The 21,510-nt window shown below is 71.5% G+C and carries 17 protein-coding genes; 10 read left to right on the top strand and 7 right to left on the bottom strand.

The features are described from left to right. Position 1: 1 nt before the first annotated feature. Positions 2–1,435, bottom strand: coding sequence for an NAD(P)/FAD-dependent oxidoreductase (locus BG418_RS05990; protein WP_188272651.1), 1,434 nt, complete (start codon positions 1,433–1,435; stop codon positions 2–4). A 137-nt stretch (positions 1,436–1,572) separates the two neighbouring features. On the opposite strand from BG418_RS05990, the gene trxA reads away from it, so the two are divergent. Further along, positions 1,573–1,944, top strand: a complete 372-nt coding sequence (trxA, locus tag BG418_RS05985; protein ID WP_188272650.1) for a thioredoxin — start codon at positions 1,573–1,575, stop codon at positions 1,942–1,944. Between the two features lie 30 nt (positions 1,945–1,974). On the opposite strand, the gene BG418_RS05980 is transcribed toward trxA, so the two are convergent. The 3 genes from BG418_RS05980 to BG418_RS05970 all read right to left on the bottom strand — a co-directional run bounded on the left by BG418_RS05980 (position 1,975) and on the right by BG418_RS05970 (position 5,780). Beyond that, positions 1,975–2,898, bottom strand: coding sequence for an AEC family transporter (locus BG418_RS05980; protein ID WP_188272649.1), 924 nt, complete (start codon positions 2,896–2,898; stop codon positions 1,975–1,977). Positions 2,899–3,021: 123 nt separating this feature from the next. Beyond that, entirely contained in the window at positions 3,022–4,458 is a 1,437-nt protein-coding gene (locus BG418_RS05975) for a benzaldehyde dehydrogenase (RefSeq protein ID WP_188272648.1), read from the bottom strand. A gap of 137 nt (positions 4,459–4,595) precedes the next feature. After that, on the bottom strand, positions 4,596–5,780 hold the full coding sequence (locus BG418_RS05970; RefSeq protein ID WP_188272647.1) for a thiolase family protein: 1,185 nt from the start codon (positions 5,778–5,780) through the stop codon (positions 4,596–4,598). A 152-nt stretch (positions 5,781–5,932) separates the two neighbouring features. Here BG418_RS05970 and BG418_RS05965 point away from each other — a divergent pair, with 152 nt between their 5' ends. After that, a complete protein-coding gene (locus BG418_RS05965) occupies positions 5,933–7,426 on the top strand; it encodes an IclR family transcriptional regulator C-terminal domain-containing protein (protein ID WP_223184431.1) in 1,494 nt (497 codons plus the stop codon). Here the strand turns inward: BG418_RS05965 and BG418_RS05960 are convergent. Next, positions 7,390–7,653 (bottom strand): hypothetical protein, encoded by a 264-nt coding sequence (locus tag BG418_RS05960; RefSeq protein ID WP_188272646.1) that lies wholly within the window; start codon positions 7,651–7,653, stop codon positions 7,390–7,392. The genes BG418_RS05965 and BG418_RS05960 overlap by 37 nt on opposite strands. A 270-nt stretch (positions 7,654–7,923) precedes the next feature. After that, positions 7,924–8,946 (bottom strand): LacI family DNA-binding transcriptional regulator, encoded by a 1,023-nt coding sequence (locus BG418_RS05955; protein WP_188272645.1) that lies wholly within the window; start codon positions 8,944–8,946, stop codon positions 7,924–7,926. Positions 8,947–9,081: 135 nt separating this feature from the next. On the opposite strand from BG418_RS05955, the gene BG418_RS05950 reads away from it, so the two are divergent. Together BG418_RS05950 and BG418_RS05945 are read left to right on the top strand one after the other, a co-directional pair. Beyond that, entirely contained in the window at positions 9,082–9,285 is a 204-nt protein-coding gene (locus BG418_RS05950) for a hypothetical protein (RefSeq protein ID WP_188272798.1), read from the top strand. 166 nt (positions 9,286–9,451) lie between these two features. Next, positions 9,452–10,945 (top strand): flotillin family protein, encoded by a 1,494-nt coding sequence (locus tag BG418_RS05945; RefSeq protein ID WP_188272644.1) that lies wholly within the window; start codon positions 9,452–9,454, stop codon positions 10,943–10,945. Positions 10,946–11,011: 66 nt separating this feature from the next. Here BG418_RS05945 and BG418_RS05940 read toward each other — a convergent pair whose 3' ends face one another. Then, entirely contained in the window at positions 11,012–12,460 is a 1,449-nt protein-coding gene (locus tag BG418_RS05940) for an APC family permease (RefSeq protein WP_188272643.1), read from the bottom strand. 107 nt (positions 12,461–12,567) lie between these two features. Here BG418_RS05940 and BG418_RS05935 point away from each other — a divergent pair, with 107 nt between their 5' ends. The 6 genes from BG418_RS05935 (at position 12,568) to egtD (ending at position 21,396) form a co-directional block, all read left to right on the top strand. Beyond that, positions 12,568–13,752 (top strand): ROK family transcriptional regulator, encoded by a 1,185-nt coding sequence (locus tag BG418_RS05935; RefSeq protein WP_188272642.1) that lies wholly within the window; start codon positions 12,568–12,570, stop codon positions 13,750–13,752. Between the two features lie 134 nt (positions 13,753–13,886). Beyond that, entirely contained in the window at positions 13,887–16,565 is a 2,679-nt protein-coding gene (locus BG418_RS05930) for a glycosyl hydrolase 2 galactose-binding domain-containing protein (protein WP_188272641.1), read from the top strand. A gap of 505 nt (positions 16,566–17,070) precedes the next feature. Further along, a complete protein-coding gene (gene egtA / locus BG418_RS05925) occupies positions 17,071–18,342 on the top strand; it encodes an ergothioneine biosynthesis glutamate--cysteine ligase EgtA (protein WP_188272640.1) in 1,272 nt (423 codons plus the stop codon). Next, positions 18,339–19,670, top strand: a complete 1,332-nt coding sequence (gene egtB / locus BG418_RS05920) for an ergothioneine biosynthesis protein EgtB (protein ID WP_188272639.1) — start codon at positions 18,339–18,341, stop codon at positions 19,668–19,670. The genes egtA and egtB overlap by 4 nt, the downstream gene beginning before the upstream one ends. Then, complete coding sequence (gene egtC / locus BG418_RS05915) at positions 19,670–20,449, top strand: ergothioneine biosynthesis protein EgtC (RefSeq protein WP_188272638.1); 780 nt, start codon at positions 19,670–19,672, stop codon at positions 20,447–20,449. The genes egtB and egtC overlap by 1 nt, the downstream gene beginning before the upstream one ends. Next, on the top strand, positions 20,422–21,396 hold the full coding sequence (gene egtD, locus BG418_RS05910) for an L-histidine N(alpha)-methyltransferase (protein WP_188272637.1): 975 nt from the start codon (positions 20,422–20,424) through the stop codon (positions 21,394–21,396). The genes egtC and egtD overlap by 28 nt, the downstream gene beginning before the upstream one ends. Positions 21,397–21,510 lie beyond the last annotated feature (114 nt).

The raw sequence follows: 21,510 nt of genomic DNA, 5'->3' as shown, positions 1-21,510 counted from the left end.
GTCACTGGTCCCGATAGGTCTCCAGGAGGCGCAGCCACACCTCGCTGATCGTGGGGAACGCCGGTACCGCGTGCCAGAGGCGGCTGATCGGGACCTCTCCGGCCACCGCGATCGTCGCGGAGTGGATCAGCTCGCCGACGCCCGGGCCGACGAAGGTGACGCCGAGCAGCACCTCGCGGTCCAGGTCCACGACCATCCGGGCCCGGCCCTGGTAGCCGTCCGCGTACAGGCCCGCGCCCGCGACGCCGCTGATGTCGTAGTCGACGGCCCGCACGCGGTGCCCGGCCGCCTCGGCCTCGGCGAGGCTGAGGCCCACGGCGGCCGCCTCGGGGTCGCTGAAGACGACCTGCGGGACGGCCGCGTGGTCGGCGGTCGCGGAGTGGGCGCCCCAGGCGTCGGTCTCCAGGAGCGGGACGCGGGCCGCCCGCGCGGCGATCGCGGCGCCCGCGATCCGGGCCTGGTACTTGCCCTGGTGGGTCAGCAGCGCCCGGTGGTTGACGTCCCCGACCGCGTACAGCCACTCGCTGCCCGCGACCCGGCAGGACTCGTCGACGGGCAGCCAGGAGCCGTGCTCCAGGCCGATGGTGTCCAGGCCGATGTCGTCGGTGCGCGGGGCGCGGCCGGTGGCGAAGAGGATCTCGTCGGCCTCGATCCGCTCGCCGTCGTCGAGGACCACCGTGACCGGGCCGCCGCCTCCGTTGCGTACGACCTCGGCGACCGACACGTGTGTACGGACGGTCGCACCCGCCTCCGTCAGCGCCTCGGCGACCAACTCGCCCGCGAACGGCTCCATCCTCGGCAGCAGCCCGCCGCCCCGCACCAGAACGGTGACCTCGGCCCCGAGCGCCCGCCAGGCCGTGGCCATCTCCACGCCGACGACTCCCCCGCCGACCACCACGAGCCGGTCCGGCACCTGCTGGGCGCTGGTGGCGTCCCGGCTGGTCCAGGGCCTGGCCTCGGCCGCTCCCGGCAGATCGGGGATCACCGCCCGGGTGCCGGTGCAGACGGCGACCGCGTGCCGGGCGGTGAGGACGTGGTGCTCGCCCTCGGGGCTGGTGACGCTGACTTTCCGGGTGCCGTACAGCCGCCCGTGTCCCCGGAAGAGGTCGGCGCCGATCCCGTCGAGCCAGCGCACCTGGCCGTCGTCCTTCCAGTGCCCGACGTACTCGTCGCGATGCGCCAGGACCGCCCGGGTGTCGAGGTCCCCGCCCACATACCGCTGCAGGCCCGGCACCTTGCGGGCGTCCGCGCGGGCGATCACCGGCCGCAGCAGCGCCTTGCTGGGGATGCACGCCCAGTACGAGCACTCGCCGCCGACCAGTTCGCTCTCCACCACGGCGGCGCTCAGCCCCGCCGCCCGCACCCGGTCCGCGAGGACCTCGCCGACCGGTCCGGCACCCAGCACCACTACGTCGTACTCCAAGGCTTCCGTCATGCCGACATTGTGGTGGCGGGTGTACGAGAGAGCCACAGGGGCAGCCGTGTGGCAGCGACAAGCGCACGGAATACGACGGCGGCGGACGCCGTTGTGCGAGGCGGCTTCATGGTGAGGCCGGAGAGAGGGAGTACCTGATGGCAACTGTGGAGCTGACCAAGGAGAACTTCGACGAGGTCGTGTCGGACAACGACTTCGTCCTGATCGACTTCTGGGCCTCCTGGTGCGGCCCGTGCCGGCAGTTCGGCCCGGTCTACGAGGCGGCCTCCGGGCGCCACGAGGACCTGGTCTTCGCCAAGGTGGACACCGAGGCGCAGCAGGAGCTGGCGGCGGCGTTCGAGATCCGCTCGATCCCCACGCTGATGATCGTCCGCGAGAACGTGGCGATCTTCTCCCAGCCCGGCGCGCTGCCCGAGGCCGCGCTTGAGGACGTCATCCGCCAGGCGCGGGCCCTCGACATGGACGAGGTCCGCAAGTCGGTGGCGGAGGCCAACAACAAGGCAGGCTGAGGCCCCGGACAGGCTTTATACGCCCCGGCCTCAGCCGAGCTGCCACGCGATGAGCGACAGGGACACCATCGACAGCAGCGTCGAGAGCAGCACGGTGTCCCTGGGCAGCTCGGTGTCCAGGGAGTACTCGGACGCGAAGATGAAGGCGTTCTGGGCCGTCGGCAGCCCCGCGCACAGCACCACCGCGAACAGGGCGTGCCCGTCGAGCCCGAACAGCCAGCGTCCCAGTCCATAGGCGAGCAGCGGCTGGGCCGCGACCTTCAGCCCCACCAGGATCATCCGCTCGGTCCGGCCGTCGGCGTCGGGCCGGGCGCGGGCGTTCAGCGACATGCCGAGCGCGAACAGCGCGGCGGGCACGGCGGCGCCGCCGAGGATCTGCAGCGGCGAGACCACCTCGGCGGGCAGCCGCAGCCCGAACCCCGCGATCGTGAGCCCGGCGGCCGACGCCCCGATCACCGGGTTGCGCAGCGGCAGTTGGAGGATGCGCGTCCACCGCTCGCGGGCCGCGCGCCGCACGTCCAGCTCGATCAGGACGAGGATCAGCGGCGTGATGAACAGCATCTGGAAGAGCGCGGCGGCGACGATGAACGAGGTGTCGTGCAGCACGTTCACGGCGACCGGGATGCCGAGGTTCGCCGAGTTCACATACGACGCGGCCATCGCGCCTATCGCCTGCTCGCCCCGCTTGCGCCGGAACATCCAGCGGCTGACCAGCAGTCCGGCCGCGAAGACCGCGACGAGGCTGAGCGCGAACACGGCCACGCCCGGCCGGGCGAGCTCGCCGGGGTGCGAGCGGGACATGGTGAGGAACAGCAGCGAGGGCATCGCGAAGGTGAACGCGAACCGCCCCAGGACGTGCTGTGCCTGGTCGCCGAGCACATTGAAGCGCCCGGCGCCCCAGCCGCAGGCGGTGAGCGCCCAGATGGGCAGAAATCCGGAGAGAACCGAGTGCACCGCGCAAGCATAGAGACCCGACCGAACGTTTGATCCAGAGGGACCATGGCGGGCCGCGCGCTCGGATCCCCCGACGCGGGGAACTGCGCGACCAGCCCAGCACGGTCCGCACCCAGGCGACCCCTAGAACGGATGCCCCGCGGCCTCCCGCCGCACCGTGGTCCACCGAAGCTCAGTAAACGCATCCAGGTTGGCAGAGCCACCAAACCGCGCACCGGTGCCAGACGCAGCAACACCCCCAAAGGGCGCGACGGCCTCGTCATTGACCGTCTGGTCATTGATATGCGCAATCCCCGTGGGGATCCGGTCCGCGAGCGACAACCCGAGCGTCGCGTCCCGGGTCACGATGCCAAGCGACAGCCCGTACGGGCCGGACGCGGCCAGAGACGCCGCCTCATCCAGCGCCCGGAACGCCCGCACGGGCGCGACCGGCCCGAAGACCTCCTCCGCGTACGCCGGAGTGCGGTCGTCGACATCGGCGAGCACGGTCGGCCGATAGAACAGTTCGCGATGGGTGCCACCCGCCACCAGCCGCGCACCCCGCGCCGTACTCGACGACACCAGCCCATGCACCTTGGCGAGTTGGCCCCGGTCGATGAGCGGCCCGAGGTGGACCTGCTCACGATAGGGGTCGCCGACCCCCAGCGCGTCGGCCCGCGCGGCGAGCCGCTCCACGTATTCCTCGTACAGCGAGGCATGTACGAGGTGGCGGCCGGTCGTCATGCAGATCTGGCCCTGGTGGAAGAACGAGCCCCAGGACGCCTGCGCGACGGCGGCCTCGATGTCGGCGTCCTCCAGGACGACCAACGCGGAGTTCCCGCCGAGCTCCAGATGGACCCGCTTGAGCAGACGTCCGGCGGCCTCACCGACCTTGCGACCGGCGGCGGTCGAGCCGGTGAAGGAGATCACCGGGACGCCCGGGTCGGCGACCAGCGCCTGCCCCACGTCGGCGCCGCCCGGCAGGACGTGCAGCAGCCCCTCCGGAAGCCCGGCCTCGGCGAACACGGCGGCGAGCGCGAGACCACCGCAGACCGCCGTGCGCGGATCGGGCTTGAGCACCACGGCGTTCCCGAGCGCGAGGGCGGGCGCGACGGACCGGATCGAGAGGATCAGCGGGGCGTTGAAGGGCGCGATGACCCCGGCCACGCCGACCGGCACCCTGCGGGTGAAGCTGAGTCTGGGCTCCTCGCTGGGCAGCACCTCACCGAGCGGCCGGGAGGCGAGCGCGGCCGCCTCGTAGCACTCCTGCGCGGCCACGTGCAGCTCGAACTCGGCCTTGCCGGGTATGGACCCCGACTCCCGTACGAGCCAGTCGCGCAGCTCGTCGGCGTACTCGGCGAACAGGTCCCCGGCGCGGCGCAGCACGGCGGCGCGGGCGAAGTGCGGCGAGCGGGCCCAGGCGGGCTGCGCCGCGCGGCCCTCGGCGACGGCGGCCGCGACGTCGTCGGCGGTGGCGAGCGTGACGGCGCCCAGGCTCTCCCCGGTGGCGGGCTCGGTGACCTCGTACTCACCCCCTGACAGCGTCCGCGACTGCCAGGTCTTGGGGTCGAGCAGGGGCATGAAGAGTCTCCAGTCTCACTCGTGTCGTACGGGTACGCGTCGTACCCGTACGAGAACGCGGCGCCCACTCCGAGCAGTTGGGCCGTCGCCGACGGTACCGGCCCGCGTCGACGGAACCGGCCCCGGCCCGGGATCGCTCAGCGTTCCAGGACCAGCGCGAGCCCCTGGCCGACGCCGATGCAGAGCGCCGCGAGGCCCACGCCCGAGCCTGCGGCGGCGAGTTGATGGGCCACGGCACCGGCGAGCCGGGCGCCCGAGGCGCCGAGCGGGTGGCCGATGGCGATGGCGCCACCGCGCGGGTTGACGACGGCCGGGTCGAGCTCGGGCCACTCGGCGAGACACCCCAACGACTGGGCGGCGAACGCCTCGTTGAGCTCGAACACGCTCAGGTCCGCGAGGCTCCGCCCCGCCTTGGCCAGCGCGGTGCGCACCGCCTCGACGGGTCCGAGCCCGAAGAGCTGCGGCTCGATCCCGGTGACGGCGGACGTACGGATCCGGGCCAGCGGCTCACGCCCGGTGGCGCGCAGCCCCTCCTCGTCGACGAGGAGCAGCGCCGCGGCGCCGTCGTTGAGCGGCGAGGAGTTGCCCGCGGTCACCGAACCGTCCTTACGGAAGGCGGGCTTCAGCTTGGCGAGCGCTTCCATCGAGGACGTCTCGCGGATGCACTCGTCCCGTACGAGATCGACACCGTCGTACGGGACGACCTCGCCGTCGTACAGGCCCTTCGCCCACGCCTCGGCGGCCTTGCGGTGGCTGCCGAGGGCGAACGCGTCCTGCTGCTCGCGGCTCAACGCATGGCGATCGGCGATGAGTTCGGCGCCCTCGCCGAGCGCGACCGTCCACTCGGCGGGCAGCTTCGGGTTGGTCATCCGCCAGCCGAGCGTGGTCGACCAGAGCTGCTGGTGTCCGGCCGGGAAGGCGCGTTCGGGCTTCTGCATCACCCAGGGGGCGCGGGACATCGACTCGACGCCGCCCGCCACCGCGATGTGCGCGTCGCCCACCGCGATGGCGCGGGCGGCCTGGATGACGGCCTCCAGGCCCGATCCGCACAGGCGGTTCACGGTGACACCGGGGACCGAGACCGGCAGCCCGGCGAGCAGGACGGCCATCCGGGCCACATCGCGGTTGTCCTCACCCGCGCCGTTGGCGTCGCCGAAGTACACGTCGTCGACGCGGGCCGGGTCGAGCTCGGGGGAACGGTCGACGAGCGCCTTCACCACATGCGCGGCGAGGTCGTCGGGGCGCACGGCGGCGAGGGCGCCGCTGAACTTGCCGATCGGGGTGCGCACGGCGTCGACGATGTACACGTCCCGGATGCTCATCGAAATCTCTCCCGCTCGTCGGCCCGCTCGCGTTGTTCGCGTGATGCGCGGCTTGTCTGCGTAAGGGCCCTGTTCGCCCGGTGAACTTTGGTTCACAATCAGTGCCGAGTCTCTGCCCGCCCCCGCGCGCTGTCAACGGCCCTGGGAGGACCATGTCCGACACCATGCCGGTCGGCCCACTGGTACGCGGTGTCGCGGTGCTGCGCGTGCTGGCCGGGCGCGACGCGGACCGGAGCGCACTCGTCCGGTCCACGGGTCTGGCCCGCGCGACGGTCGACCGGGTGGTGGCCACCCTCGACCGGCTCGGCCTGGTCCACGCCGACGGCCGGGAAGTGACGCTCGCGCCGCGCCTGATGGAGCTGTCCGGCGCGTATCTGCGGGGCAGTGGGATACCGGCGGCGCTCGGCCCGCTCACCCGGCGGCTCGCCGACTCACTGGACGAGTCGGTCCTGGTCACCGTCCCCGATGCCACCGGCGCCCGCGTCGTCCACCGCGAGGCCCGCCGCCGCGCGGTGTCCCTCGCCTTCCGCGTCGGTGACCTGCTGCCGGGAGATCGCTGCGCGCCGGGAACGCTCTTCGCCGACCACTCGTCGGAGTGGGCGGACGAGGATCAGCTGATCGAGCCGGGCCTGATCGCGGTGGCCGTGCCGCTGCGTGACGGGGCGGGCCGGACGTCCTGCGCGGTGAGCGCGGTGAGCCATACGAGCCGGCATTCCCTCGCGTCACTGCGGGACGCCGTGCTGCCGGGGCTGCTCGCGGCGCGCGGCGACCTGGAGGCGGCGCTTGCGGCGCGACGCACGCGGGATGCTGTGGCTGGCCGGGTCCACGACACTTCGCTCGACCTGAAGCGGGAGCTCGGCCCGGAGTTCCTCCAGTCGCTGGCCCGGGGCCTGGCGGTGCTGTGCGCGCTGGGCGCGGACGCGGGCGGGGGCCTGACGCTGACGGAGGTCGCCGCGTCGACCGGGTTGGCACGCGCCACCGTCCGCCGCTCGCTCCTGACGCTCCTTCACCTCGGTCACGCGCAGGCCGACGGCGGGCACTTCCGCCTCCTCCCCCGCGTCCTGGAGCTGGGCTGCGCCCGCCTCTCGGGCCTCGGGCCCGCCGAGGTCGCACAGCCGCATCTGGCGCGGCTAGTCGCCCGTACCGGCGAGTCGGCGTCGATGGCGGTCCTCGACGGGGCCGACATCCGGTACGTGGCGCGCGTCCCGACCGTACGGATCATGAGCATCGACATCACGGTGGGGACGCGCTTTCCCGCGTACGCGACCTCGATGGGACGGGTACTGGTCGCCGGGCTGGCGCCCGGGGAACGGCCCGCGCTGCCCGACGGACTGCCCGCCCTCACCCCGAACACGGTGACCTCCGCCGCCGGGCTCGCCCGGATCGTGGAGCGGGTCGCGGCCGAGGGCCACGCGCTCGTGGCCGAGGAGCTGGAGGAGGGGCTGCGCTCGCTGGCCGTCCCCGTACGCGGGGCGGACGGGCGGGTCGTGGCGGCGGTGAACATGGCGCAGCACGCGGGGCGCGGCACGCCGTCGCAGATGGTGCGCACGCTGCTGCCGCCGCTGCGGGCGACGGCCGCGCTGATCGAGGCGGATCTTGCGGCGCTGGGTCACTCCTCGGGGGCGATGAGCGCGGTGAGGCCGTAGTCGAGCTCCACGCCGTCGACCAGCAGGGCCTCGACGGTACGGGTCCGGGGGTCGATGTCGGCGACGAGTCCGTGGCCGGCGTACCGCGGGTACCCCGTCTCCCCCCTCTCACCGGTCGCCTCGACCACGGCCGAGCGGACGGCACTGTCGGCGACGCTCGCGTTTCCACGGGTTTCCACGTGGGCGGGGACGAGGAGGATCTCGAAGCGGGTGGGGTGTGCGGGCATGTTGCTCACGCTAGGCGGGGTGCGGGGTGCGTCCCGGCGCGCCACTCCATGGCGGGGCGGATTTCCCCCGGTGGGGCGCCCTTTCAGCTGCGGACCGTGCGTGGCTGGTCGCGCAGTTCCCCGCGCCCCTAGGTAGTCCGCCGCAGCCGCAGAACTTGCCTCAGCCACAGGCCTTTAGGGGCGCGGGGAACTGCGCGAGCAACCACGCACGATCCGCAGCCGAAGTCCAAGCCCTCAAGCAGGCACCCACGGCCCGCGGCCGAACACCGATCACGTCGACTCCCGTCGCACCACGCTCGCCGTGAGCAGGTCTCGACGCTCGCCCACCCCCGTCGGGTCACGGACCACACCGTCCACCAGCGAAGCCAGGTCGCGGCCCGCGACCATGTCGACGCGGACCGTGGTGAGGCGGGGACGCAGGAGGCGGCCCAGCAACAGATCGTCCGCGCCGATCACCGCCGCCTCGGCCGGGACCGAGACGCCCGCGTCCTGGAGCGCGCGCAGCAGAAGCATCGCGTACTCGTCGTTGTACGCGAACACCGCGTCCAGCCCGAGCCCCCGCCACCGCCGGGCGAGCCGCGCCGCGGACTCCTCCTCGTACGCCATCTCCAGCGGCTCGACCACCGCGTCCGTCCCGGCGACCGCCTTGCGCGCGCCCGCCAGGCGGGGGCGGGCGAAGAGGTCCAGGCCGGGCGCGGTGGGGACGACCACGCCGATGCGGCGGTGGCCGCGCTCCAGGAGGTGGCGGACCGCGCACAGGCCGATCTCGCGCTGGTCCATCACCAGCGCGTGCGTGCCCTCGACGCGCTGCGGGGCGAGCGTTATCACCGCCCGCGCCCCCGACCGCTTCAGCAACTCGACGCCCTGCGCGGTCAGTTCGATCTCCCCCGGGGAGATCACCGCGACCGGCCGCAGCTCGGCCCACGCGCGGGCCGCGTCGTCGGCGCCGAGGCCGAGACTGGCGTACTGCACGACGGTGTAGTCCAGGTGCCGCAGCGCGCACTGGAGTTCGTCGAGGAAGCTGCTGTAGAGCGGTCCGACGGGGGTGTGCCCGCTGGGCAGCAGCACGATCCGGGTGTGCCCGGCGCGCAGACTTCGGGCGGCTGCGTGCGGCACGTACCCCAGCTCCTCGGCCGCCTCCCGCACCCGTACCCGGGTGGGTTCGCTGATCCGTACGGCCGAGGTGTTGTTGAGTACATAGCTGACCGTCGCGCGGGACACTCCGGCGAGTCGCGCGACATCGGCGCTGGTCGGGACGGGACGTTCGGCGGGCTGCTCGGTTGCTTGACTCATCGCGTTCGGCATCCTTCCAGAAGCACCGGGGCCCGGGTCCGGCGGATGGCCGAAGTCGATACGGCCACAACCGGATATACCCTCCACCCCAAGGGGAGGTGGTCGGACATGGGTTACGACACGGGGGACGACTCCATGGTGGGACTGCTCGGCCGGGTGACCGGCACCATCGGGCCCGGTCTGGTCGGCGAGGTCATCGTGCGCATCCGGGGCGGCGCCGAGCACTTCCTCGCGTATCCGGCCATGGCGAAGGACCGGATCGAAACCGGGACGGTGGTCACGGTTGTCGAATATCTGCCGCCGAGGACCGTCTATGTGACGCCCGCGTACGACAGTTGAGCCCTGCGGCGATCAGCCGAGCGGGGCCGGTTCGGGGCTGATCCCACCCCTGTCACCTGCTGGTATCAAGATTGCGACAAGGAACCGTCAGCGTCTTCTCCCATGACGCGGCCAGGAGCAAACTCCCTTCGTCGGTGCCGAATGGCACCACGTCAAAAGGGGGCGTATGCCGATGGTCATCGGCGTCGTGGCGGGGCTCGTTCTCGCCGCTGTAATCGTTCTGGTCGGCCTGTTCAAGCTCATGTGGCGGGTGGCCGAACCGAACGAAGCACTCATCATCTCCGGTTCCAAGCACAAGACCGAGGGCCTCGGCGAGGGCATGGGATTCCGGATCGTCACCGGGCGCGGAACGCTCGTACTGCCGGGAGTGCAGGCGGTCAGGAAGCTGTCGCTCGATCTCAACGAGACCGAGCTGTCGGTGGACTGTGTGACGCATCAGGGCATCCCGCTGCGGGTGCGGGGCGTCGTCATCTTCAAGGTGGGCGACGACTTCGTGTCGATCGCCAACGCCGGACGGCGTTTCCTGGACCAGCAGAAGATGATGTCGGAGCGCGTCCACAATGTCTTCGCGGGCCATCTGCGGTCCATTGTGGGCGGGTTGACGGTCGAGGACATGATCCGCGACCGGGAGAAGCTCACCGGCCAGACCCGGGCCGCCTGCGGTACGGAGATGGAGAAGCTGGGGCTGATCGTCGACTCGCTGCAGATCCACGAGATCGAGGACCCGACCGGCTACATCAAGAACCTCGCGATGCCGCACGCCGCAGCGGTGCAGCGGGACGCGCGGATCGCGCAGGCCGAGGCCAATCTGCTGGCCACCGAGGCCGAGCAGCAGGCGTTCGCCCGGATGTCGGAGGCGACCCGGGACAGCGAGATCCTCCAGGCCGGTTATCAGGCCGAGCGGGACAAGGCGGCCGCCAAGTCCCAGCAGGCCGGGCCCCTCGCCGAGGCGGCCGCCCGCCAGGAGGTCGTGGTCCAGGAGACCCGGGTCGCGGAGCTGGAGGCCCACCGCCGTGAGCAGCAGCTCCAGGCGGATGTGCGCAAGCCCGCGGACGCGCAGGCGTACCAGAAGCGGACGATGGCCGAGGCCGAGCGCGACGCGCGGATCTCGGCCGCCCAGGCCAAGGCGAAGGAGACCGAACTGGCCTCCGCCGCCGAGGCGGCCCGGGTCAAGGCGGCCGCGGCCGCCGAGGCCCAGGCGACCGAGGCGCGGGGACTTGCCGCGGCGACGGCGACCCGGGCCACCGGTGAGGCCGAGGCCGCGGCGACGCAGGCCCGTGGCCTCGCGGAGGCCGAGTCGGCACGGGCCAAGGGTCTGGCCGAGGCCGAGGCGATCAAGGCGCGCGCGGCGGCCCTGGCGGAGAACCAGGAGGCCGTGGTCGCGCAGCAACTCGCCGAGAACTGGCCGCAGATCGTGGAGGCGGGCGCGAGCGCGTTCGGCAACGTGGAGCACATGGTGCTCCTGAACGGCGCCGAAGGCATGTCCGAGATGTTCGCCAAGGCGCTGACGATGGGCGGCACGGGCCTCGGCCTGGCGCGCCAGCTCCTCTCGTCGATGAACCAGAACGGCTCCACCGGTCAGGGCGCCAACGGTCAGGCCCCGGCCGTGACCACCCCGCTCTCGAAGTCGATACCGATCACCGAGGAGGGTGGCAACTGACCCTGCACATCAGACAGTTGGCCCCTGTCAGTCACATGGCGGGGGCCGACTCGCGTACGTACACCGTCAGGCGCTCACCTCGTCCGCGACCGGGTTCTCCACGTACTCCTCACGCACCTCGCGCGGACCGAACGGCCACACCTTCTCGAAGCGCGCCCACACCACGAACGCGACGCATCCCAGCGCGAGCCAGGCCAGCGACCACTCGATGGGATGGCGGCCGGGCGAGTTCTTGTCGGCGTACCCGTAGATCACCAGCCAGCCGACGAGGGCGACCAGGCTCGGCAGCGGGTAGAGCCACATCTTGTACGGGCGGCGCAGGGTGGGTTGCCGCCTTCGCAGGACCGTCACGGCGGCGATCTGCGCGAGCGCCTGGACCAACACCATCACCGTGGTGAGCAGTTGGATGAGGGTGGCGAGATCAGTGTGGCGGCCGATGAGGAAGCCGATTGCCGTGATGACGCCCATGGTGGCGAGGCCCAGCATCGGGAAGCGGTGCTTGGCGTGGAGTTTCGCGTACGGGCGGAAGAAGACGCGCTCGCGGGCCGCGTCGTAGGGCACGCGCGAGCCGCCGAGCAGTCCGGTGAAGACCGAGGCGAAGGCGGTGACGAGGATGAGGACCGTGACGACGTCGGCGGCGCCCTTGCCCCAGGTCTCCTCCAGTACGGCGGAGGCGACCGAGGTCGAGGCGATGTCGCCGGGGTCGGTCATCCGCTTCCAGTCGATGACGCCGAGGGTGCCGATCTGGAGGAGCAGATAGATCGCCATGATGCCGACGATGGAGTAGATGATGGAGCGCGGCAGGTTGCGGCCGGGGTTCTTGATCTCCGCGCCCATGTACGCGGTGGTGTTGTAGCCGAGGTAGTCGTAGATGCCGATGGTGAGGCCCGCGGCGAAGCCGAGCCAGAAGTGGCTGCCGGTGAGCTCGAAGGCGTGTGCCGGGTAGGTGAAGGCGCGGTGGGGGCTGAAGTCGGTCGCGGCGGCGACGATCACCATGGCCACCGAGGCGATCATCACGGCCCACATGACGGCGGTGAGCCGCGCGATGTTCTCGATGCCGCGCCACAGCAGCAGCACGACCAGCACGATCATGCCGAGCCCGACGAGGTCGCCGGTGGTGTCGCTCATGTGCGGGGCGAGGTAGCCGAGGTACTGCACGAAGCCGACCACGCCCGTGGACATGATCAGCGGGATGAAGAGCATCGCCGTCCAGACGAACAGGAACGGCATCAGGCGTCCGCTGCGGTACTGGAAGGCCTGGCGCAGATAGACGTAACTGCCGCCGGAACCGGGCAGCGAGGCGCCGAGTTCGGCCCAGATGAGACCGTCGGCGAGGGCGAGGACCGCTCCGGCGACGAATCCGATGACGGCCTGCGGTCCACCGAAGGCGGCGACCATCAGCGGGATGGTGACGAACGGGCCGATGCCGCACATCTGGCTCATGTTGATGGCGGTGGCCTGGAAGAGTCCGATACGGCGGACGAAACCGCCGGTCGGGGGCGGGGATCCGGACACGAGGGGCCTCCCTGGTCGGCGCGGGGCGTGCTCAAGTTAAGTACCTTTACTTTGAGCGTCAAGAGGTTGTCAGGAAGCGGTCTGGAGCGATGCGTGACAATGGTGCGATGACCAGCAGCGACGAGGGTGAGCGGCCCTGGAACCCACAGCGCCAGCGCAGCGGCAACGAACGTCTGCTCCTGGACCGGCTGCGCTCCGGCGGCCCGGCCTCGCGCGCCCAACTCGCCCGCGAGACCGGCCTGTCCAAGCCCACCGTCTCCAGCGCGCTCGCCGCCCTTGAGGCCACCGGACTGGTCCGTGAGGCGGGTACGCACATCCCCGAGCGCGGCCGCTCGGCCGTGCTCTACGCCCCCGATCCGACCGCCGGGTACGCGCTCGGCATCGACATCGGCCGCGCCTGGCTGCGGGTCGCGCTCGCCGATCTGGACGGCACGGTGGTGGCCCGCTCCGAGGTCCGCAACCAGGCCCGCACCTCGGGCACCATGGCCGACCTCGTCGTCGCCACCGCGCATCAGCTGGTCGCCGGTTCCCACGTCGACGCGGACAAGGTCGCCCAGGCCGTCGTCGGCACGCCCGGTGTGTACGACGCGGAGAAGCGGCGGGTGCGGTACGCGCAGCATCTGCCCGGATGGGGACGCCCGGGCCTGTTCGACCGGATGCGCGACGGACTCGGGATGCCGCTGGCGGTCCACAACGACGCCAATCTCGCGGCCCTCGGTGAGTACACCTTCGGCGTCGGGGCGGGCAGCCGCCTTTTCGTGTACGTGATGATCGGCACCGGGCTCGGCATGGGCGTGGTCAGCGAGGGCCGCCTCTTCACGGGCGCGCACGGCGGCGCCGGTGAGATCGGCTTCCTGCCCTGGCCCGGCCGGCGCGGTGCCGACACGCTTGAGGACGCGGTCTCCGGGGACGCCGTGGTGGCCGCCGCGCGCTCGCACGGGATGGCGGGCCCGCTGACCGCGAAGGACGTCTTCGAGGCCGCGCGGTCCGGAGACCCGGCCGCGGTCAAGGCGGTCGAGCTGGAGGGCGAGCGCCTGGCGCACACGGTCGCGGCGGTCGCGGCCGTGCTCGACCCGGATCTGGTCGTGCTCGGCGGCGGCGTAGGCCACAGCGCGGATCTGCTGCTGCGGACTGTACGGGAGACGCTGCGCACCCTGACCCCGCTGCGCCCGAAGGTGGCGCCGAGTTCGCTCGGCGAGGACGCGGTGCTGATGGGCGCGGTGGCGACGGCGCTCGGGACGGCGCGGGATGTGACCTTCGAGCGGCGCAGCCGCTCCTCCGGGGGCCGCTGAGCCGTTGACGTGCATGAGGTGCGCCGACTCGGCACGCCCCACGCCTCGTTGACATGGATCGCTCATATCTCTAGCTTCGGAAGCGAGTTAGTAAGGCTTCCTAACTTGATACTTTGAGCTGTCGGGAGACCACCGTGCTCTACCGTCACCGTCACCGCCCCCTTCACCTCCTCGCCGCCCTGAGCCTCACCCTCGCCCTCGCCTCCGGGGTCTCGTCGGCAACTTCCGCACCCCATACGGCAGTTGCCCCTTCCACGACCCCGCTCTCCGGCTACGCCATCCAGTCCACCGCCAAGGTCACCGACTCCCCGGCCGCCGTGTCGAGCCCCGGCTACCCCACGACGGGTTGGTACCCGGCCGGGCCGCGCTCCACCGTCCTCGCGGCGCTGCTCGCCGACGGCAAGTACGCGGACCCGTTCTACTCCACCAACCAGAAGAACATCCCGGCGGCGGATTTCACCGTCCCGTGGTGGTACCGCTCGGACTTCACCGTCGCGGACACCTCCTCCCGTACGTATCTCGACTTCAGCGGGGTCGTCTCCGCCGCCGACGTATACGTCAACGGCCGCCAGGCGGCGGACAAGAGCGCGGTGACCGGTGCGTACACCCGCCATGAGCTCGACGTCACCGATCTGGTGCGACAGGGCGCCAACACCGTCGCCTTCCGCATCCAGCCCAACGAGCCGAACAAGAACCTCACCATGGGGTGGATCGACTGGCTGCAACCGCCGCCGGACCAGAACATGGGCATCGTCCGCGATGTGCTGGTGCGGCGCGGCGGTCCGGTCGCGCTGCGGGACGCGCATGTCGTCACCTCCCTCGCCGTGCCCTCGCTCGCGACCGCCGATCTGACGGTGAAGGCGCAGGCCCGCAACGACTCGGCGAGCACCGTGACCACCACGGTCTCCGGCACGATCGGCCCGGTCTCGTTCAGTCAGGACGTGACACTGGCCGCGCACGAGACGAAGACCGTCTCCTTCGCTCCCACTTCATACCCCCAACTCCATCTCACCGCGCCGCGCGTGTGGTGGCCCGCCGGTATGGGCGACCAGGCGCTGTACGACCTCGACCTCACCGCGTCCGTCTCCGGCACCGCGTCCGACACCGCGCACGAGTCGTTCGGCATCCGGGACGTGAAGGCACCGCTCAACGCCGACGGGGCCCGCCAGTACGCGATCAACGGCCGTCCGCTGCTCATCAAGGGTGGCGGCTGGTCGCCGGACGAGTATCTGCGGTGGGACCGGACGTATGTGGCGGACCGGCTGCGGTACGCGCTCGATCTGGGGCTCAACGCCATCCGCCTGGAAGGACACATCGAGCCGGACGAGTTCTTCGACCTCGCCGACCGCTACGGCGTTCTCACGCTGCCGGGGTGGGAGTGCTGCGACAAGTGGGAGGGCCAGGTCAACGGCAGTGAGCCGGGCGACAAGTGGACTCCCGCCGACTATCCGATCGCGAAGGCGTCGATGGCCGCCGAGGCGGCGCGGCTGCGCGACCACCCGAGTGTCGTCTCGTTCCTGATCGGCAGCGACTTCGCCCCCGACAAGACGATCGAGAAAACGTACGTGGACGCGCTCACCGCGGCCGACTGGGCGACGCCGATCGTGGCCGCCGCATCCGACAACTCGTCACCGATCAGCGGCAGTTCAGGCATGAAGATGACAGGCCCGTACGACTGGGTGCCGCCGAACTACTGGTACAACAAACAGGAGGGCGGGGCCACCGGCTTCAACTCCGAGACCAGCGCGGGCCCGGACATCCCCACCCTCGACACCCTGCGCCGCATGATGTCACCGGCCGAGCTGGACACGCTCTGGAAGAACCCGTCGGCCAAGCAGTACCACCGCTCCCCCTCGTCCACCTTCGCCACCCTCAAGCTGTACGACGACGCCCTGACCGGCCGCTACGGCACCCCCACGGGCCTCGACGACTACGTACGCAAGGCGCAGCTCGCCCAGTACGAGAACGTGCGCGCGCAGTACGAGGCGTACGGCCGCAACGCCAAGGACGCCACCAAACCCGCGACCGGGGTCGTCTACTGGATGTTCAACAGTGGGTGGACCTCGCTGCACTGGCAGTTGATGGACCGTTACCTCGACCAGGGCGGTGCCTACTTCGGCGCCAAGAAGGCGAACGAGCCGCTGCACATCCAGTACTCCTACGACAACCGCTCAGTCGCCGTGGTGAACGCCCGGCACGCTCCCGCGTCTGGGCTCACCGCCCGGGTCACGCTCTTCAACACCGACGGGACCCAGAAGTACGACGGGACGGTGACGGGTGTGAGCGTGGGCGGCGACGGGGCGAGGGCGACCGCGCTCACCGTCCCGGCGACGGTGAGCGGGCTGTCCACCACGTATCTGGCCCGGCTGCTGCTCACCGACGGCGCGGGCCACGAGGTCAGCCGCAATGTGTACTGGCTCTCCACCAAGGCGGACGTCCTCGACTACGCGCACACCGACTGGTTCCACACCCCGACCACGGCCTACGCCGACCTCAAGGGCCTCGGCTCGATGGCGCAGGCGCAGGTCAGCTCGACGGCGGCCACTACCACCGACGACGGCTGCTCCACGACCACGGTCACACTGCGGAACACCGGCTCGGGCCGCACGCCGGCGTTGCTCACCGATGTCCATGTCGTCGACGCGAAGGGAAACCCGGTCCTCCCCGTGCGGTGGACCGACAACCAGGTCACGCTCTGGCCCGGCGAGTCGACCACCCTCACCGCCACCTACCGCACGGCCGACCTGCACGGTTCCGCGCCCCACCTGCGCATCTCCGGCTGGAACACCCCCACGGCCACGGTCCCGGGCTGAACTCGTCCGCACCAAGGACAAGCACGTCGAGAACGAGTCCGACTGGCGCTACTGCACCGGCCAGGTCGTGTCGGCTTCGAGGGTCGTCACCCCGGGGAACGCGTACTACCTGCGCATCAAGCTGAGCGGCAAGCCGCACACCATCAAGGCGTGGGCCAACTGGAGCTGACGCGTTCCGCGCGACGCCGAACCGACACCCTCGCCCGGAACCCCGTTCCCGGGCGGGGGTTTCCACTCGCCCGCCCTACCGACCAGTAATCATGAATCGATCACCCGTTCGACCCTCCAGGCTGCCGCAGCCGCTCACCGCGCATACGCTGGTGTTGTCGGTCTCGGGTGTGGCGCGCGAGGTCGCGCAGTAGTGCACTCATATCTAGCATCGTTGACGCCGGGACAACACTCCCGCAACATACTTTCCGTCCGGATGGGCACTCTTGTGCGAGACGACGGCAGTGGCTTAGGTGGGACAGTGCACCGAAAGAGCCCCGGAGTTGGGGAAGCGACCATGCTGACAAGGCAATTCACCGAAACGGAAGCGGACGATCTGCTTCGATGTATCTGTTTCAAGACGGGCCCGCCCCGTTACGTAGGGGTGGAAGTGGAGTGGCTCGTCCACGATCTGCACGACCCCCGGACCCCCGTCCCGCACCACCGACTCGCCGACGCCTACGACTCGTTGAGGGCACTGCCCCTGCGGTCGGCACTCACCGTCGAACCCGGCGGCCAGCTGGAGCTCAGCTCGCTGCCCGCCGCGAACCTCATGGAGTGCGTCGACTCCGTATCGGCCGATCTGACGGCCGTCCGGAGCGCGCTGCGCGCCAAGGACCTCACACTCACCGGACTCGGCCAGGAGCCGTGGCAGCCGCCGCGCAGGTTTCTGCACGATCGCCGGTACGACACCATGGAAGCCCACTTCGACCGGACGGGACCGGCCGGGCGCGCCATGATGTGCTCCTCGGCCTCGGTCCAGGTGTGTCTGGACGCCGGCCACGAGGAGCCGGGGCCGCTCGGGTACGGGCGCCGCTGGCGGCTGGCGCATCTCCTCGGCGCGGTCCTGGTGGCCGCGTTCGCCAACTCCCCTTACAGGGAAGGCAGACCCACCGGCCTGCGGTCCTCCCGGCAGGAGGTGTGGACGGAGATCGATCCCGTGCGCGCGCTCGCGCCGCCGCTGGACGCCGAGCCCCGCGCTGCCTGGGCCGCGCAGGTGCTGGACGCGCCGGTGATGTGCCTGCGCACCGACGAGGGCCCGTGGACCGCGCCGGACGGGCTCACCTTCCGTGAGTGGCTGCGTACGGGCGTCCCGCGCAGACCCACCCGCGAGGACCTCGACTACCACATGACCACGCTGTTTCCGCCGGTCCGGCCGCGCGGGCACCTGGAGCTGCGCATGATCGACGCGCAGCCGGGCGAGGACGGCTGGATCGTGCCGCTCGCCGTGACGACCGCGCTCTTCGACGATCCGGCGGCCGCCGAGACCGCCTACCGCACCGTCAAGTCCCTTGCGGAGCGGGCCGGTTCGCTGCCCGCGCCGCGCAATCCGCTCTGGGCCGACGCGGCCCGAGCGGGCCTCGCCGACGCCGAACTTCAGGAAGCCGCGCAGATCTGCTTCGCGGCCGCGCTCGAAGCGCTGCCCCGGCTCGGCGCCACCGCCGAGGTCCGCCACGCCGTCGCCGCCTTCATGGACCGCTATGTCGCACGGGGCCTCAGTCCCGCGGACGACTTCGCCGCGCTCGCCCCTGGTGCCGCGCCCGCCCCTGGGAAGGACGACCACTCATGACCGCCCCCGAACCGACCGGAGCGGACCTGACCGATCCGGAAGCGCTCCGGAAGCGCGCCCTGACGGCCCTCACGGCCGCCCGGGCGCGTACCGCCACACTCACCTCCTGCGTCGACGACCACGACCTCACCGCCCAGCACTCGCCACTGATGTCCCCGCTGGTCTGGGACCTCGCGCACATCGGCAACCAGGAGGAGCAGTGGCTGCTGCGGGCCGTCGCCGGGCGCGAGGCGATACGCCCGGAGATCGACTCGCTGTACGACGCCTTCGAGCACCCGCGCGCCACCCGGACCTCGCTGCCACTGCTCTCCCCCACCGAGGCGCGCCGGTACGCCGCCGATGTGCGCGGCCGGGCGCTCGACGTCCTGGAGTCCACCCCGCTGGAGGGCGGTCCGCGTCTGGTCGACGCGGGTTTCGCCTTCGGGATGATCGCCCAGCATGAACAGCAGCACGACGAGACGATGCTGATCACCCATCAGCTCCGCAAGGGCCCGGCCGCACTCGCCGCACCCGAGCCGCCGCACGGCTCCGTCACCGGTCTGCCCGCCGAAGTCCTGGTCCCCGGCGGCCCGTTCACCATGGGCACCTCCGCCGAGCCCTGGGCGCTGGACAACGAGCGGCCCGCGCACCACCGCATCGTGCCCGCCTTCCACCTGGACACCACCCCGGTGACGTGCGGCGCGTATCTGCGCTTCATCGAGGACGGCGGCTACACCGACGAGCGCTGGTGGGCCCCCAAGGGCTGGGCCATGGTGCGCCAGCACGAACTCACCGCGCCGCTGTTCTGGCGCCGCGAGGGCGGGCAGTGGCTGCGCAAGCGGTTCGGGGTGACCGAGCCCGTACCGCTGGACGAGCCGGTGCTCCATGTCAGCTGGTACGAGGCGGACGCCTACGCCCGCTGGGCGGGGCGGCGGCTGCCCACCGAGGAGGAGTGGGAGAAGGCGGCCCGGCACGACCCCGCCACCGGCCGCTCCCGGCGCTATCCATGGGGCGACGCCGACCCCACCACCGAGCACGCCAACCTCGGCCAACGCCATCTGCGCCCGGCCCCCGCCGGGGCGTATCCGGCGGGCGAGTCGCCGCTGGGCGTACGGCAGTTGATCGGCGATGTGTGGGAGTGGACGTCGAGCGACTTCATGCCGTACCCCGGCTTCGTCGCCTTCCCCTACCGCGAGTACTCGGAGGTGTTCTTCGGGCCCGACCACAAGGTGCTGCGCGGCGGTTCGTTCGCGGTGGACCAGGTGGCGTGCCGGGGCACCTTCCGCAACTGGGACCTTCCGGTGCGCCGCCAGATCTTCGCCGGGTTCCGGACCGCGAGGGATGCCTGATGTGCCGTCATATCGCCTACGCCGGACCGCCGTTGGCGCTCGGCGAGCTCCTGGTGAGCCCGCCGCACGGCCTGTACCGGCAGTCCTGGGCGCCGCGCCGGCAGCGGTACGGGACGGTCAACGCCGACGGTTTCGGCGTCGGCTGGTACGCGGAGGGCGACCCGGTGCCGGGCCGCTACCGCCGCTCCGGGCCCATCTGGGCCGACCCCTCGTTCACGGACCTGGCCCGGGTGGTGCGCACCGGCGCGCTGCTCGCGGCGGTACGGGACGCCACCGAGCCGGGCGCGGACGGCGAGGCGGCGGCAGCGCCCTTCGCCTCCGGCCCCTGGCTCTTCAGCCACAACGGCGCGGTCAAGGGCTGGCCCCGCTCTGTGGCCCCGCTGGCCGCCGCGCTGCCCGCCGAGGAGCTGCTGAGCCTGGAGGCCCGCTGCGACTCCGCGCTGGTGTGGGCGCTGGTGCTGCACCGGCTGCGGGCGGGTGACGAGATGGGCCAGGCGCTCGCCGACACGGTCGCCGAGGTCGACGCGGCCGCGCCCGGCTCCCGGCTGAACCTGCTGCTCACGGACGGCGAGACGATCACGGCGACGGCCTGGGGCGACACCCTGTGGTACCTCCCCGAGCCGGGCCGCCGCACGGTGGTCGCCTCCGAGCCCTACGACGACGATCCGCACTGGCACGAGGTCCCCGACCGCACCTTGCTGGCCGCGACCCGTTCCGATGTTCTGCTGACCCCCCTCAAGGAGCCTTCCTCGTGCACGAGTTCCACCCGTTCCAGCTGACCCGCACCCTGCCCGAGGACGCCACCGGGGCGGCGCTGCGCGCCGACGTGCTGCACGGGCTGACCAGTACGCCCAAGACCCTGCCGCCCAAGTGGTTCTACGACGCGCGGGGCAGCGAGCTCTTCGAGGAGATCACCCGGCTCGACGAGTACTACCCGACCCGCGCCGAGCGGGAGATCCTCGCCGAGCGGGCCGTGGAGATCGCGGCCGCGTCCGGTGCCCGCACCCTGGTGGAGCTGGGTTCGGGCTCCTCCGAGAAGACCCGGCTGCTGCTCGACGCGCTGCCGGACCCGCTCACGTACATCCCCGTGGACGTCAGCGAGAGCGCGCTGACAGGGGCGGCGAAGGCGCTCATCGAGGAGCGCCCGAAGCTCGAAGTGCACGCGCTGATCGCCGACTTCACGCGGGCGCTGGACCTGCCGTCCACTCCCGGGCCGCGTCTGGTCGTCTTCCTCGGCGGCACGATCGGCAATCTGCTGCTCGCCGAGCGCGCGGAGTTCCTGTCCTCGGTCGCCGCGATGATGGAGCCGGGCGACAGCTTCCTGCTCGGCACGGACCTGGTGAAGGAGGAGTCGGTCCTGGTCCGCGCGTACGACGACGCCAGCGGGGTGACGGCCGAGTTCAACAAGAACGTGCTCGCCGTCATCGACCGCGAGCTCGGCGCCGACTTCGACCTCGACGACTTCACCCATGTGGCGCGCTGGGACACCGCACACGAGTGGATCGAGATGCGGCTGCGGGCGCGTACCGAACTCACCGTGAAGATCCCCGAGTTGGACCTCGTCGTACGCTTCGAGGAGGGCGAGGAGATGCGTACCGAGATCTCGGCGAAGTTCCGCCGCGAGGGGGTACGGGCCGAGCTCGCGGCCGCCGGGCTGACGGCCACGCGCTGGTGGACGGACGCCGCCGGCCGGTTCGCGCTGTCGCTGGCGGTCCTCGGAGGCTAGGGCCTGTCCGGTGGATCTGGCCGCCTGCGGTCCCGGATGCCCTTTCGGTGCTGGTGAGCGGGGGTCTGGTGCGTGCAGCTGCAAGGCGGAGGAGGGCGGCGACGCGGAGCGTCG

This window comes from Streptomyces sp. CBMA152, from assembly GCF_014596475.1.
Classification (GTDB): Bacteria; Actinomycetota; Actinomycetes; order Streptomycetales; family Streptomycetaceae; genus Streptomyces.
The sequence above is the reverse complement of the archived record's forward strand: the minus strand, read 5'-3'. Positions and strand labels throughout refer to the sequence as shown.